A 14,160-nucleotide genomic window follows, 5' to 3' on the forward strand; every position below is an offset into this window, starting at 1 on the left:
CCACGGATATCCGCCATGACCGACACCATCCCGCTGCCGCCCGAAGGCGACAGCCTGATTCTCGCCCAATATGCCGAGCGCGCCTATCTCGAATACGCGATGAGCGTGGTCAAGGGGCGGGCGCTGCCTGATGTGGGCGACGGCCAGAAGCCGGTGCAGCGGCGGATTTTGTTTGCGATGAAAGAGATGGGCTTGGCGGCCAATGCCAAGCCGGTGAAGTCGGCGCGTGTGGTCGGCGAGATTCTCGGCAAATACCATCCGCACGGCGACAGTTCGGCCTATGAAGCGATGGTGCGCATGGCGCAGGACTTCACGCTGCGCTACCCGCTGATCGACGGTATCGGCAACTTCGGCTCGCGCGACGGCGACGGCGCGGCGGCGATGCGCTACACCGAAGCGCGGCTGACGCCGATTGCCGAATTGCTGCTCTCCGAGCTGCATCAGGGCACGGTCGATTTCGTGCCCAATTACGACGGCGCTTTTGAAGAGCCGGTTTCCCTGCCGGCGCGGCTGCCGATGGTGCTGCTCAACGGCGCGTCAGGCATCGCGGTGGGCATGGCCACCGAAATTCCGCCGCACAATCTGGGCGAAGTAACCCAGGCGGCGGTTGCGCTGTTGAAAAAGCCTTATCTGCAAACGGCGGATCTGATGGAATACATCCCCGCGCCCGATTTTGCCGGCGGCGGCCACATCATCACACCGCACAAGGATTTGCTCGCGCTCTACGAAACCGGCAAGGGCAGCGTGCGGGTGCGGGCGCGCTACGAAGTGGAAAAGCTGGCGCGCGGCCAGTGGCGCGTGATCGTTACCGAGCTGCCGCCCAATACCAACGCCGCCAAAATTCTGGCGGAAATCGAAGAGCAGACCAATCCCAAGCCCAAAGCGGGCAAAAAGCAGCTCAACCAAGACCAGCTCAATACCAAAAAGCTGATGCTGGATCTCATCGAGCGCGTGCGCGACGAATCGGACGGCGAACATCCGGTGCGCCTGGTGTTCGAGCCCAAATCCAGCCGCATCGAGCCGGAAAGTTTCGTCAATACGCTGATGGCGCAAACCGGCCTGGAAGGCAATGTGCCGGTAAATCTGGTGATGATGGGCAACGACAAGCGCCCGGCGCAGAAAAACCTGAAAACCATTTTGCAGGAATGGCTGGACTACCGCACCGCCACCCTGACCCGCCGTTTGGCGCACCGACTGGCGCAGGTGGAAAAACGCATCCACATCCTTGAAGGGCGGATGGTGGTTTTCCTGCATATCGACGAAGTGATTAAAGTTATCCGCGAGTCTGACGAACCCAAGCCCGCCCTAATCTCGGCTTTCGGCCTGAGCGACATCCAGGCCGAAGACATCTTGGAAATCCGCCTGCGCCAGCTTGCCCGTCTCGAAGGCTTCAAGCTGGAAAAAGAACTGGACGAGCTGCGCGAAGAGCAAGGCAGCCTGAAAAACCTGCTTGCCGACGAAAACGAAAAGAAAAAACTCATCATCAAAGAGATGCAGGCCGATGCCAAACAGTTCGGCGATGCACGCCGCACCCTGGTTCAGGCTGCCGAACGCGCCGCGCTCACCCAAACCACCGCCGACGAACCCATCACGCTGGTTCTGTCGCAAAAAGGCTGGATACGCAGCCGGGCGGGGCACGGGCTGGATTTGGCGCAGACCGCGTTTAAAGAAGGCGACGCCCTGCAGCAGGTATTAGAGAGCCGCAGCGTGCAGCCCTTGATTGTGCTCGACACGCTCGGGCGCAGCTATACCGTCGATGCCGCCGCCATCCCCGGCGGGCGCGGCGACGGCGTGCCGCTGGCGTCGCTAATCGAACTGCAGGCCGGCGCCCGCGTGCTGTGCATTTTGGCCGGGCAGCCTGAAAACCACTATCTGCTGGCCAATTCCGGCGGCTACGGCTTTATCGCCAAGCTCGAAGACATGGCTTCGCGCGTCAAAGCCGGCAAGGTGCTGATGACGCTCGACAAGGGCGAAGAAGTGCTGATGCCGGTGCGCGTGTACCAATCCGCCCTGATCAACCCCGACTGCCGCGTGATCGCCGCCAGCGCCGGCAAACGCCTGCTGGCTTTCCCGCTGGCCGAGATGAAAATCATGGCCAAAGGCCGCGGCCTGCAATTGATGTCGCTGGCCGAAGGCGATACGCTCGCGCTCACCGAAATCACCGACGCCGCCGAATACACCGCCGAAATCGCCGGCAAACGCGGCGGCACCAGCCGCGAGCGCCTGCGCGTGGCCGACATCGACGGCAAACGCGGCCGCAAAGGCAGGCTTTTAGATCTTTCAGGCAGCCTGAAAGGCATCCGCGGCGCAGGGCAGCCTGAAAACGGAGAGGCATAAGGATGGGCATTAAAATCGAACTGGCCAAACAGCCGAACTGGCAGGAATGGTACGACTACAGCAAGCGGGTTATCGGCCTGCTCAATATCGCCCGCATCGCCATTCTGTTTTCGCTGCTGATTTTTTCCACCATGCTGGTGCATATGAAATCGGTGCATTATGTGCCGCTGTTGCGCAACCAGTATTGGCTGTCGGTATGGTGCATTGCCTACGGCTTTGTGATTATGGTCAGCATCGCCTATCCGGGCTGGCAGCACCAGGGCACCAATCTGCCCAACGCCAGCTCGGTAGTGGACATCACCATGATGGCGCTTTTGAGCTTTCTGGCCGGCGGCGTCAGCTCCGGCTTCGGCATCCTGATGCTGCCCTTTCTTGCCGCTGCCTGCCTGCTCAGCTACCGCCGCTATCCCTTTCTCTACGGCACCTATGCCGCGCTGCTGGTGGCGTGCAATACCGCTTTTTCGCTGTGGCCGATGAGCGCCGACATCATGCGCAACAACCTGCCGGTGGTGGCCGGCCAGATTCTGCTGATCGCCGCCTGCTACGCCGTGCCCTATATGACTTCGTTTTCCGCCAGCTACCTGAGTAATGCCGGCGATTCCGTGCTCCAGCACCGCCGCGCCTACGAGCGTTTGCGCGCGCTCAACCAAATCGTTTTCAACCGCGTGCAGGAAGCAGCGCTGGTATTGGATGCCGACAGCAAGCTGTGGTCGTGCAACCGCCAGGCGCTGAAATATTTTCCCAATCTAGTGGTCGGCGGCAAAGTGCCCTTTGCCGGCGAGCTGGTGCACCAGTGGATCGGTTCGGGCAAGGCCGGCTTTGAAGTAACCGCCGCACTGGAAGGGCTGCTGATGCACGTGCGCGCGGTGCCGATCGTGCAGAAAAACACCGAGCTGCTGATTCTTTTTATCCGCTCCGACCGCGACCGCCAGGCCGAGGCGCAGAACGTCAAACTTACCTCGCTGGGCATGCTCACCGCCAACCTTGCCCACGAAATCCGCAACCCGCTCTCTGCCATCCGCCAGGCCAACGGCCTGCTTACCGAATCGGCCGAGGGCGATCCCTTAAGCGAAAAACTCACCGGTATCATCGAAAACAACACCGCCCGCATCGACAAAATGATCGAGGAAGTCTCCTCGCTCAACAAACGCGACCGCATCCGCACCGAAAGCATCCGCCTGATTCCCTTTGTCGGCCAGTTTGTGCAGGAGTTTCTGCTGGCGCGCCCCGAGGTGCTCAACGGCTGCCTGACCACCGACATGCCGCCGGAAAAAATCGAAGTCGCCTTCGATGCCATGCATTTGCAGCAGATTTTATGGAATCTCTGCAACAATGCCTGGCGCCACAGCAGCAAAGGCAAAGAGAGCGTCGTTATCAGCGTTAGCTACCAAGACGAGCGCCGCATATCCCTGCGCGTATGGGACGACGGCCCGGGCGTGGCCGTTGAAATGCTGCCCCACCTTTTCGAGCCTTTCCAAACCAACCAGGCGCAAGGCACCGGACTCGGGCTGTACGTCGCCCGCGAACTGGCGCATGCCAATAAGGGCGATCTGAGCTACCTGCCGCGCACCAAATCCTTCGAACTGATCCTACCGAGAGTGAAAATATGAGCAAAAACAGCCTGAACCGCCCCGTATTGGTGGTGGACGACGAAGCCGATATCCGTGATTTGATGGAAATGACCCTGATGAAGATGGGGCTCTCTGTCGAGACCGCCGAGGGTGTTAATGCCGCGCGTAAAAAACTCGACCAGAGCAAATACTCGCTGGTACTCACCGATATGCGCATGCCCGACGGCTCCGGCCTCGAAGTGGTCGAATACATCAACGAAAAAGGCTTGGATGTGCCGGTGGCCGTCATCACCGCGTTCGGCAATGCCGACCAGGCGGTGCAGGCGCTGAAAATCGGTGCTTTCGACTACCTGCAAAAGCCCATCACCCTCGCCCAGCTGCGTACGCTGGTGAAGTCGGCGATCAAAGTCCAAGACGAAGGCTCGGCCAAGCCCGAAACCGCAGCCGCAGACACAGGCAGCCTGAAAGAGCGCGAAGTCCAAAGCGAAGTGCCCGCCGCTGTTGAAGAGACTGTCCAGCCGGCCAAACCGCGCACCGTGCGCAGCAGCAAACCGACCGCCGATGCTGGCGGCGGCAGCGGCGATCTGCCCCGCCTGCTCGGCTCCTCGCCGCAGATCGAACAGGTGCGCCAGCTGATCCGCAAGCTCGCTGGCGCCAACGTGCCGGTGTACATTTCCGGCGAATCCGGTTCCGGTAAAGAGCAGGCCGCCCGCAGCATCCACGAATTATCCGACCGCCGCGACGGCCCCTTTATCGCCGTCAACTGCGGCGCCATCCCCGAAAACCTGATGGAAAGCGAGTTTTTCGGCTACAAAAAAGGCAGCTTCACCGGCGCCGACCAAGACCGCTTAGGCTTCTTCCAGCACGCCCACGGCGGCACGCTGTTTCTCGACGAAGTGGCCGACCTGCCGCTGGCGATGCAGGTCAAACTCTTGCGCGCCATTCAGGAAAAAGCCGTGCGCCGCATCGGCGATGCGCAGGAAGTGCAAGTAGATGTGCGCATTGTTTCCGCTACCCACAAAAACCTCGCCGCACTTGTCGAATCCGGCCAATTCCGCCAAGACTTGTTCTACCGTCTGAACGTCGTTACCCTCAATATGCCCGCCCTGCGCGACATGCGCGAAGACCTCGAAGGCCTGATCGACCGCCTGCTGCAGCGCCACCACGGCAGCGGCGTCAGCATCAGCCCAGCCGCGCGCAAAGCGCTGCTGCAATACAGCTATCCGGGCAACTTCCGCGAGCTGGAAAACATCCTTGAGCGCGCCGTCGCCCTGGCCGCTGGCAACACCATCGAAGTGGACGATCTGCAGCTTAATGCCGACCCGCTGCTGGCCAAAGCCGAGCCGGCCATCGGCCACAGCAACGGCCACAGCGAAGACCATGCCGCCAGCGAGCACCAGATTATCGACGGCCTGCCGGGCTTTCGTTTGGGTTCGACGCAGATTCAGGACTATCTCGACAGCATCGAGCAGCAGATTCTCGAATACGCGCTCAAAATCAGCCAAAACAACCGCACCCAGGCGGCGAAGATGCTCGGCATCAGCTTCCGCTCGATGCGCTACCGGCTCGAGCGGCTCAATATCGAATAAGGTTTTCAGGCTGCCCGCGCTGTGCTGGGCAGCCTGAAAGAAAGCAGCCTGAAAAGTGTCTGTGCCGTCATTTCGCACCGCTAGCAAAGCAGCCTGAAACTCTTAAAGGGTCTCAGGCTGCTTGCTTTTGTGCTGCTGCGTATGGTTTTAAGGCAGCCTGAAAGCGGAAAACGGCTTTTCAGGCTGCCTTTATCAGACGGCAACGGCGGCTTTAATGTGCGGGTGCGGGTCGTAGCCGCTTAATTCAAAGTCTTCGTATTTGAAGTCAAACAGATTATCCACCGCCGGATTCAGGGTCATGCTCGGCAGCGGGCGCGGTTCGCGGGTGAGCTGCAGTTTGGCCTGCTCGAAGTGGTTGCTGTAGAGATGGGCATCGCCCAGGGTGTGGATAAACTCGCCCGCCTGCAGGCCGCAGACTTGGGCGACCATCATGGTCAGCAGGGCATAGCTGGCGATGTTAAACGGCACGCCGAGAAAGATGTCGGCGCTGCGCTGGTAGAGCTGGCAGGAGAGTTTGCCGTCGGCCACGTAAAACTGAAACATAGCGTGGCAGGGCGGCAGCGCCATTTCATCGACCAGCGCGGGATTCCAAGCGGAAACAATCAGGCGGCGGCTGTCGGGGTTGCGCTTGATTTGGTCAATGAGTTTGGCGATTTGGTCGATGCTGCCGCCGTCGGGCGTCGGCCAGCTGCGCCACTGGTAGCCGTAAACCGGGCCGAGATCGCCGTTTTCGTCGGCCCATTCGTCCCAGATGGTTACATTGTTGTCGTGCAGGTATTGGATGTTGGTGTCGCCACGCAGAAACCACAAAAGCTCGTGGATGATGGAGCGCAGGTGCAGTTTTTTGGTGGTCAGGAGCGGGAAGCCGTCTTGCAGCTTAAAGCGCATCTGGTAGCCGAACACCGAACGGGTGCCGGTGCCGGTGCGGTCGGATTTGTCGGTGCCGTGGTCGAGGACGTGGCGCATCAGGTCGAGATATTGTTTCATGGGATAGCGGGGGCGGATGGGCTTTCAGGCAGCCTGAAAGCCGGTTTTTCGGGTTTTCAGGCTGCCTGCTCGATGGCTTGGATAAACTGCGCGGCGACGTCGTAGCCTTTTTGTTTGGCGATTTCCTGAAAGCCGGTGGGGCTGGTTACGTTGACTTCGGTGAGATGGCTGCCGATTACATCAAGGCCGGCGAGCAGGATGCCGCGCCGTTTGAGTTCGGGGGCGAGGCTTTCGGCGATTTCTCGGTCGCGCTCGGAGAGTTCCTGCGCCACGCCACGGCCGCCGGCGGCAAGGTTGCCGCGCGTTTCGCCCTGCTGCGGGATGCGGGCGAGGGCGAAGGGGACGACTTTGCCGTCGATTACCAGAATGCGCTTGTCGCCGTGCACGATTTCGGGGATGTAGCGCTGCGCCATAATGGTGCGGCTTTCCAGCTGCATCAGCATTTCCAGCACGCTGCCGGTGTTGGGGTCGCCTTCGCGCAGCCGGAAAATGCCCATGCCGCCCATGCCGTCGAGCGGTTTGACGATAATGTCGCCGTGCTGGTGCAAAAAGGCGCGGATGTCGGCGGCGCGGGTGGAAACCAGCGTGGGCGCGGTAAACTGGGGGAAGTTGAGAATGGCGAGTTTTTCGTTGAAATCGCGCATGGCCTGGCCGCTGTTGAACACTTTGGCGCCGTGACTTTCGGCCAGCGTCAAGAGCTGGGTGGCGTAAAGGTACTGCATGTCGAACGGCGGGTCGGTGCGCATAATCACGGCATCAAAGGCGGTCAGCGCGGTTTCGACGGCGGGGGCAGCCTGAAACCACTCGTGGTCGTGATCGTGGCGGGCGCCGACAAATTCAAATTCGGCCGCCTGCGCCACCACCTGCCCGTTTTTCACCGACAGCGCACCGCTCAGGGTGTGGAACAGGTGGTGGCCGCAGCGGGCGGCTTCGCGCATCATGGCGTAGGTGGTGTCTTTATAGGTTTTGAAACCGGCCATCGGGTCGGCGATAAACAGAATGTCCATAATCGGCTTTCGGGGAGATAAAGGGGCGGCGGGATTTTCAGGCTGCCTGAAACCGTAAAATCAGATGGCCAGCAGCGGCAGCGGCTTGAGCGTAAGCGTCAGTTTTTCGTCGCGCACTTTAAACAGCAGATCGATATTCGGATGCTTGCCGGGATGCTGCTTGGCATCGGCGACATGTTCGGCAAACCAGTCCAGCCCCTGCGCGGCGGCTTCCGCGTTCAAGCAGCCTGAAAAGCGCTCGGAGAGGGCGTTGTAGAGTTTCAGGCTGCCGAGTTTGCCTTCGACGGCGGGAATGTGGTGGACGGTATGGCCGTTTCCATCCAACACTTCCAAGCCGGAAAGGCGGGAAATATCGGGCATTTGGGCGAGGTTTTCTTGAAAGTTCATGGCGGGTTCCAGTGTTAGGCGGTTAGTTGGATCAGGCGGCGGGCGCTGTCGAAGGCGGCGGAAAGTTTCAGGCTGCCCTGCTGCGCTTCAAGCAGGCTGCCGGCGGCATCGGCGCGCACGGCGGTTTGGTAGCCTTTGGCGCGCAGATAGCATTCGAGCGCATGGAGCTGGTCGTAAACCGGATAGGCGGCGATCAGCTGGGAAAATACCGAGGCGAGCCGTTTTTGCTCGATGGCGGGATTGGGATGGGCGCCGGGGTCTTGGTTGTAGCCGACGTTCAGCAGCAGGGTGAGGTCGCCCAGATTAAGCGGGTAATAGCCCAGCGCGCCGAACAGGCCGACGGCAAACAGCCCCAGCCGGTGCATCTGGTCGCCGCTGTAGGGGTTTTTGTCCATGCAGAAAAACGGCAGCACGAATTTTTCGCCCAGTTGGCGCAGCCGTGCCGACTGCTGCACAAAGGGGCTGTCGCTGCCGACGGTTTGGTTGGCCCAGCCCCACAACCAGGTGTCGGACGTGTGCGCCAGACTGCCGATCAGCTGCACGCCGTATTCGCTGCCGTCGGCAAAACAGAGCCGGCCGCGGCCCAAATCGACTTCGGCTTCGCCGGCATCGGCGGTTTCTTCGAGAAACTGCTGCTGGCGCTCGAAGCCGAGCGCGGCGTATTGCTCGAACCACTGCTCGAAGTTCTCCGGCTTGGCGCTGCGGCCGCCGCCGTCGCTGCCGAACAGCTTGGACAGCCATCCCATAAGGTTTCCTTTTCTGATTGGATTGCAGCGTTTTCAGGCTGCTTTTGGGGTTTCAGGCAGCCTGAAAAGCCGAATATCAAAATATCCTAGCACCTAGCGCGTGCCGAAAATCTTGTCGCCGGCATCGCCCAGGCCGGGAATGATGTAGCCTTTTTCGTTCAGATGGCTGTCGAGCGCGGCGGTATAGATGGCAACGTCCGGATGGGCGGCAGCCACCGCCTGCACGCCTTCGGGCGCGGCCACCAGCACCAGCGCCTTGATGTGGCGGCAGCCTTTTTGTTTCAGAAGATCGATGGTAGCGACCATCGAGCCGCCGGTGGCGAGCATGGGATCGATAATCAGCGCGGGGCGTTGATCCATCTTATCGACCAGTTTTTCAAAATACGGCACCGGCTGCAGGGTGGTTTCGTCGCGCTGCAGGCCGACCACGCTGATTTTGGCGGTAGGAATCAGATCGAGCACACCATCGAGCATGCCCAAGCCGGCACGCAGAATCGGCACTATGGTCAGCGTTTTGCCTTTGATGCGCTCGCCTTCGATTTCGCCGCACCAGCCCTCAAAGCGGTAAGGCTCGGTGGCAAAATCGCGGCTGGCTTCATAGGCCATCAGCCGCGAGAGTTCTTTGGCCAGGGTGCGGAATTTGCTGGTGCTGCAGTCGGCGGCGCGCATCAGCGAGAGCTTATGGCGCACCAGCGGGTGGTCGATGATGTTCAGGGTCATGGCGGCATTGGCTTGAGGACGCTTGAAAACGGCCGGATTCTAACATTTCGCCTGCCCTGCGGCAAAAGGCGCGGGGGCTTTTCAGGCTGCCTGCAGGGGCACTATGGAGCGCCGGCTCGATTCGCTATATACTTTGCACCTTTTCCCCTTTTCTTTCCGCCATGTCCGGCCGCACCTACCGCCCCGCCACCGCCAAACGGCAGCGCTTCTACCTGCCCAACGCCACCCTGCCCGCTCATCAGGCGGACTGCCCGGTGTGCGGCCTGCGGGTGGCGCTGCCGACGCTGTATCAGGGGCAGGAAGCGTCCTGCCCGCGCTGCCACCATCCGCTGGCGCGCATCGAAAGCCGGCCGTATATGATGACGCTGGCCTGCGCGCTGGCCTCGCTGATCGTGCTGCTGTTGGTGTACAGCTTGCCTTTTGTAACGATTGCGATGCCCGGGGTGTATTCGCCGCTGCGGCTGCCTGAAATGCTGTTTACCCTGCTGGGCGGCGACTGGGGTTTTCTCGGCGGCGTGCTGTTTGTGTTTACTTTCGGTGTGCCGCTGTTGTTTGTGCTGCTGTGCCTGTATCTGTATTTTTCGCTGTGGCAGGGCAAAACGCCGCCGGGCATGCTGTGGGCGGCGCGGCTGATTACCCGCCTGCGCCATGCGCTGATGGTGGACGTGTTTTTTATTTCGGTGATGGTGGCCTACATCAAAATCGTAACCGTGGCGCAAGTGGATTTCGGCGCCGCGTTTTGGCTGCTGCCGGTATTGGCGCTGCTCTTGCTGCGCACTTCGCTGGCGGTGTCCGAACACTGGGTGTACCGCCAGATCCGCCGCACCCGCCGGCTGAAAGCCTTTCAGGCTGCCGAAAATACCGTCTGCTGCACCCGCTGTCTGCATTTTCGCCCGCTCTCCGAAGGCTTTTGCGGCGTGTGCGGCACCGAACTCGGATACCGCCGCCCGGGCAGCCTGTCGCTGTCGGCCGCTTTTTTGCTGGCGGCGGCGATTCTTTACCTGCCGGCCAACCTGCTGCCGATTATGATTTCCTCCAACCCGCTCAAAACCGAAATCAGCACCATTATGAGCGGCATCATTTTTATGTGGAACGACGGCGACAAGCTGATTGCCGTCATCATTTTCAGCGCCAGCATCGCGGTGCCGACGCTGAAAATCCTGTCGATGCTGGTACTGCTTTACTGCGCCCGCTTCAAGCCGCTGATGCCGGTGTGGGCGATGTCGCTGCAGTACCGTATCACCGAAGCGGTCGGCCGCTGGTCGATGATCGATGTGTTTGTGATCATTATGATGATGAGCGCTTTTCACACGCCGATCGCCCACGTCAGCCCCGGCCCGGCGTCGGTGTATTTTTGCCTGGTGGTGATACTCACCATGTGCTCGGCCTATTTTTTCGACCCGCGCCTGCTGTGGGACCATGCCGCCGCCGAGCGCCCTTCTTCCGAACCTTGATTTTTTCAGGCTGCCTGAAACATGACTACCCCCGAAACTCCAGCCCCAAAACCCGCGCCGTCGATTGAAGACGCCCGCATCCGCAACAGCCGCACCCTGCGCTCCACCGTGTGGCTGATTCCCCTGCTCGCCGCGCTTACTGGCGTGTGGCTTCTGGTGCAGAACGCCCGCAGCAAAGGCCCCGAAATCACCCTGCTGATGGACAACGCCGAAGGCATCGAAGTCAATACCACTGCCGTTAAGGTGCTGAACGTAGAAGTCGGCCGCGTGGTCAATATCCGCCTGCGCGACGACCAAAGCGGCGTGGAGATCACCGCCCGCATGAATAAAGACGTTGCCCCGCTGATGCGCAAAGACACGCAGTTTTGGGTGGTCAAACCGCGCATCGACCAAAACGGCATCACCGGTCTGGGCACGCTGGTTTCCGGCTCCTACATCGCCTTCACCCCCGGCAAAAGCAACGAAGAAGCCAGCGAGTTCACCGTATCCGACCTACCGCCGGTGGCCGCCATCGGCCAAAGCGGCCTGCGGCTCTTTCTTTCCGGCAAAAACGGCAAAATGGTCAATGTCGGCAGCCCCGTGCTGTATGAAAACCACATCGTCGGCACCGTCGAATCCGCCGATTTCGCCCCCGCCGACCAAACTGTGCGCTACACCGTCTTCATCCACAGCCCCAACGAAAGCCTGCTCTCCGCCGACAGCCGTTTCTGGCTCGACAGCGGCCTGCGCGTGCAAACCGGCGGCGGCGGTTTGAGCATCGACAGCCCGCCGCTCTCCGCCCTGCTCTCCGGTGCCATCTCCTTTTCCACGCCCAGCCACGCCGGCAGTTCCACCCAATCGGTATCCAGCGGCCAGAATTTCAAAATCTACAACAACCGCGCCGAAGTCGAAAACCTGCCCGGCCCGCGCACCCTTTATTACACCGTGTTTTTCCAAGGCTCGGTGCGCGGTTTGGAAAGCGGCGCGCCCGTCGAATACAAAGGACTGCGCATCGGCAGCGTGGCCGCCGTGCCCCATTTTGCCGCCGGCGACAGCCTGAAACTGCTGGAAAACGGCTGGGTTCCGGTGCGCATCCGCATCGACCCCGAACGGCTCGAAGCCGGCGCCGAGCCGCAAAGCCGCGAATACTGGCAGCAGGCTTTTCAGGCTGCCTCCGACCGCGGCCTGGCCGCAACCATCGGCAGCAACAATCTGATTCTGGGTAGCAAAATGATCGAATTGAGCGAAGAGAGCGGCAATCTGCTGCGCCCGCACGCCGAATACGCCGGCGATCCGGTACTCGCCAGCCGCAGCGGCGGCGATTTGCAAGATCAGGTCGGCAAGCTGTTGGCCAAACTCAACGAACTGCCGCTGGAAAAAACCGTTGGCGAGCTGAACGGTAATCTGCGCGAGCTGCGCCAGACCCTGAAAAACGCCCAGCGCATGATGGGCAGCGCCGAAAATACGCTTAATTCCGCCAACCGCCTGATCGGCAGCCCCGCCACCCAGCAGCTGCCGGCCGAGCTCAAGCACACCCTGCAGCAGCTGCGCCAAACCCTCGGCGGTATCTCGCCGCAGTCGCCGCTGTACCAAGACGCCCAGCAAACCCTCGACAGCATCGACCGCACCCTGCGCGACGCCCAGCCGCTGCTCAACACCCTGAAAGAGCAGCCCAACGCCCTGATTTTCAAACGCAGCGCCCAAGACCCCACCCCGAAAGGAAGCCGATGAAACGCCTGCTCCCCCTTGCCGTTGCCCTGCTGCTTGCCGCCTGCGGCAGCACCCCGCCGACGCAGTATTACCAGCTGCCCGACAGCGCTTTCAGGCTGCCTGAAAACCGTGCTGCCACCCGCCACGCCACCGCCGTGCGCGTGCGTCTGGCCGAACCCATCGGCAGCGGCAGCCTGCTTTATCAAACCGACGCCCACCATCTGAACCTTGCCCAAAGCAATCTGTGGGCGGCACCGCTGGCCGACACCCTGGCCGCCGCCTTTGCCAACCGCCTCAACCGCAGCGGCAGTGCCCTGTATCTGCCCGCCAAACTCGCCAACGATAATGCCCCCGTGCTCGACATCCATCTCGACCGCTTTCAGGGCAGCTATCGGGGGCAGACCGAAATCAGCGGCACCGCCCGCCGCCCCGACGGCAGCATCAAGAGCTTCCACGTCCTTACCCCGCAGCAGGGCGATGGCTATCCGGCGATGGTTGACAGCCTCAACCGCGGCTTGGACGGCGCCGCGGAGCAGATTGGCCGTTGAAACCCGTCATAAAAAGCAGCCTGAAAACCGTTTGGCGGTTTTCAGGCTGCTTTGTCTTGGGCGCAAGAGCCGGATAGAGCGGATTTTGGTTTCAGGCTGCTTTTCAGGGTTCAGGCAGCCTGAAAGATCTGGCGCGGCAAACGCTTTTCAGGCTGCTTGGGCGAAATATGGAGAGATGGCATCAGTTTGCCGCCAGCCGGTTGCGCAGCCAGCGGACGGCCAGGGCGATTTCGCCGGCCTGCAGGCCGATGGGGCCGATCTGCTGGCCGGCAAGTATTTCGGCGGCGGCGCCATGCAGCCAAACGGCGGCGGAAACTGCTTCTTCAACCGCAATACCCTGCGCCATCAGGCTACCGATCATGCCGGAAAGGACATCACCGCTGCCGGCCACTGCCAAACCGGCGTTGCCGCTGGGATTAACGTGCAAAAAGCCGCGCGACGACGAAATCACGGTCTGATGGCCTTTAAGCACCACCCACGAACGATAACGGCTGGCCAGCTCGCGCGCCGCCCACGAGCGGTTGGCCTGCACTTGGTTCACACTAATATTGAGCAGGTGTGCGGCTTCGCCCGGATGCGGGGTCAGCACCAAATCGGCGCGTTTGCTCAAGGGGAAAAGCTGCGGGTTTTCAACCAAGATATGCAGAGCATCGGCATCGAGCACCAGCTGGCGGATGCCGCTGTTCCACAGGGCTTGGATCAGGCGCACGGCATTGTCGTCGCGACCGAGGCCGCAGCCGGCCACCCAGGTGTCGATGCCGGGGCGCTTGAGCACTTTGGGCAGGGTGTCGAGAATCAGCTCGGGGCGGACGGGGTCGGCAGCCAGCGGCAAAGTGGCTTGGTTAAAGGCGGCAATCGCTTTGCCGCAGCCGGTGTACAGGGCGGCGGACGCGGCTAGCAGCACCGCGCCGCTCATGCCTTCGGCGCCGCCGATCACGGCCAGCGTGCCGAAAGTGCCTTTGTGGCTGTCTTCCGGCCGCGGCCGGCACAGGCCGGGATAATGTTTTTGCGCGTATTCGCGGTAGGCGCGGACGTCGTAATTGGGGGCAATCAGTGAACCGGACATAGTGTTTCCCGTGGTCTGTCTGTTCTGTGGGATGTTTCAGGCTGCTTTTCCAAGCAGCC

Annotated in this window: 12 protein-coding genes; 6 read left to right on the plus strand and 6 right to left on the minus strand. The window is 61.1% G+C overall.

All coding sequences use genetic code 11. The features are described 5' to 3' along the window. The first annotated feature begins 15 nt into the window (after positions 1-15). Genes parC through OP500_RS02620 form a run of 3 tightly spaced genes read left to right on the plus strand, consistent with a single transcriptional unit; the run spans position 16 to position 5,497 of the window. Complete coding sequence (gene parC, locus OP500_RS02610) at positions 16-2,337, plus strand: DNA topoisomerase IV subunit A (RefSeq protein WP_274070091.1); 2,322 nt, start codon at positions 16-18, stop codon at positions 2,335-2,337. 2 nt (positions 2,338-2,339) lie between these two features. After that, complete coding sequence (locus OP500_RS02615) at positions 2,340-3,947, plus strand: two-component system sensor histidine kinase NtrB (protein WP_274070092.1); 1,608 nt, start codon at positions 2,340-2,342, stop codon at positions 3,945-3,947. Beyond that, entirely contained in the window at positions 3,944-5,497 is a 1,554-nt protein-coding gene (locus OP500_RS02620) for a sigma-54-dependent transcriptional regulator (protein ID WP_274070093.1), read from the plus strand. Before OP500_RS02615 ends, OP500_RS02620 begins: the two co-directional genes overlap by 4 nt. Before the next feature lie 192 nt (positions 5,498-5,689). On the opposite strand, the gene OP500_RS02625 is transcribed toward OP500_RS02620, so the two are convergent. The 5 genes from OP500_RS02625 to upp form a co-directional block, all read right to left on the minus strand. Then, positions 5,690-6,484, minus strand: a complete 795-nt coding sequence (locus tag OP500_RS02625) for a thymidylate synthase (RefSeq protein ID WP_274070094.1) — start codon at positions 6,482-6,484, stop codon at positions 5,690-5,692. 56 nt (positions 6,485-6,540) lie between these two features. After that, the gene (gshB, locus tag OP500_RS02630; RefSeq protein WP_274070095.1) at positions 6,541-7,491 is read right to left on the minus strand and encodes a glutathione synthase; all 951 of its coding nucleotides are present in this window, start codon (positions 7,489-7,491) and stop codon (positions 6,541-6,543) included. A 60-nt stretch (positions 7,492-7,551) separates the two neighbouring features. Further along, on the minus strand, positions 7,552-7,878 hold the full coding sequence (locus OP500_RS02635) for a DUF2322 family protein (protein WP_274070096.1): 327 nt from the start codon (positions 7,876-7,878) through the stop codon (positions 7,552-7,554). A 14-nt stretch (positions 7,879-7,892) separates the two neighbouring features. Then, a complete protein-coding gene (locus OP500_RS02640) occupies positions 7,893-8,624 on the minus strand; it encodes a DUF6882 domain-containing protein (protein ID WP_274070097.1) in 732 nt (243 codons plus the stop codon). A 93-nt stretch (positions 8,625-8,717) separates the two neighbouring features. After that, positions 8,718-9,344 (minus strand): uracil phosphoribosyltransferase, encoded by a 627-nt coding sequence (gene upp / locus OP500_RS02645; protein WP_274070098.1) that lies wholly within the window; start codon positions 9,342-9,344, stop codon positions 8,718-8,720. A gap of 161 nt (positions 9,345-9,505) precedes the next feature. On the opposite strand from upp, the gene OP500_RS02650 reads away from it, so the two are divergent. The 3 genes from OP500_RS02650 to OP500_RS02660 are packed head-to-tail and all read left to right on the plus strand — an operon-like array spanning position 9,506 to position 13,035. Further along, the gene (locus OP500_RS02650; protein ID WP_238747459.1) at positions 9,506-10,798 is read left to right on the plus strand and encodes a paraquat-inducible protein A; all 1,293 of its coding nucleotides are present in this window, start codon (positions 9,506-9,508) and stop codon (positions 10,796-10,798) included. 21 nt (positions 10,799-10,819) lie between these two features. After that, positions 10,820-12,508 carry an intermembrane transport protein PqiB gene (gene pqiB, locus OP500_RS02655; protein WP_238747457.1) on the plus strand — a complete coding sequence of 563 codons (1,689 nt, stop codon included), beginning with the start codon at positions 10,820-10,822 and terminating at the stop codon, positions 12,506-12,508. Continuing rightward, positions 12,505-13,035: a PqiC family protein gene (locus OP500_RS02660; RefSeq protein WP_238747455.1), complete on the plus strand. Its 531-nt coding sequence runs from the start codon at positions 12,505-12,507 to the stop codon at positions 13,033-13,035. Before pqiB ends, OP500_RS02660 begins: the two co-directional genes overlap by 4 nt. Before the next feature lie 181 nt (positions 13,036-13,216). Here the strand turns inward: OP500_RS02660 and OP500_RS02665 are convergent, their stop codons facing one another. Next, positions 13,217-14,101: an NAD(P)H-hydrate dehydratase gene (locus tag OP500_RS02665; protein WP_274070099.1), complete on the minus strand. Its 885-nt coding sequence runs from the start codon at positions 14,099-14,101 to the stop codon at positions 13,217-13,219. Positions 14,102-14,160: the final 59 nt, after the last annotated feature.

It is taken from the genome of Kingella sp. SNUBH-2017, from assembly GCF_028680565.1.
In the GTDB taxonomy this organism is placed as follows: Bacteria; Pseudomonadota; Gammaproteobacteria; order Burkholderiales; family Neisseriaceae; genus Kingella_D; species Kingella_D pumchi.

What these genes read in the sequence shown, in the direction of transcription:
- OP500_RS02615 (WP_274070092.1), top strand. Translation starts at nt 2,340, where the DNA reads ATGGGCATTAAAATCGAACTGGCCAAACAGCCGAACTGGCAGGAATGG.
- parC (WP_274070091.1), top strand. Translation starts at nt 16, where the DNA reads ATGACCGACACCATCCCGCTGCCGCCCGAAGGCGACAGCCTGATTCTC.
- OP500_RS02665 (WP_274070099.1), bottom strand. Translation starts at nt 14,101, where the DNA reads ATGTCCGGTTCACTGATTGCCCCCAATTACGACGTCCGCGCCTACCGC.
- OP500_RS02650 (WP_238747459.1), top strand. Translation starts at nt 9,506, where the DNA reads ATGTCCGGCCGCACCTACCGCCCCGCCACCGCCAAACGGCAGCGCTTC.
- upp (WP_274070098.1), bottom strand. Translation starts at nt 9,344, where the DNA reads ATGACCCTGAACATCATCGACCACCCGCTGGTGCGCCATAAGCTCTCG.
- pqiB (WP_238747457.1), top strand. Translation starts at nt 10,820, where the DNA reads ATGACTACCCCCGAAACTCCAGCCCCAAAACCCGCGCCGTCGATTGAA.
- OP500_RS02625 (WP_274070094.1), bottom strand. Translation starts at nt 6,484, where the DNA reads ATGAAACAATATCTCGACCTGATGCGCCACGTCCTCGACCACGGCACC.
- OP500_RS02620 (WP_274070093.1), top strand. Translation starts at nt 3,944, where the DNA reads ATGAGCAAAAACAGCCTGAACCGCCCCGTATTGGTGGTGGACGACGAA.
- OP500_RS02660 (WP_238747455.1), top strand. Translation starts at nt 12,505, where the DNA reads ATGAAACGCCTGCTCCCCCTTGCCGTTGCCCTGCTGCTTGCCGCCTGC.
- OP500_RS02640 (WP_274070097.1), bottom strand. Translation starts at nt 8,624, where the DNA reads ATGGGATGGCTGTCCAAGCTGTTCGGCAGCGACGGCGGCGGCCGCAGC.
- gshB (WP_274070095.1), bottom strand. Translation starts at nt 7,491, where the DNA reads ATGGACATTCTGTTTATCGCCGACCCGATGGCCGGTTTCAAAACCTAT.
- OP500_RS02635 (WP_274070096.1), bottom strand. Translation starts at nt 7,878, where the DNA reads ATGAACTTTCAAGAAAACCTCGCCCAAATGCCCGATATTTCCCGCCTT.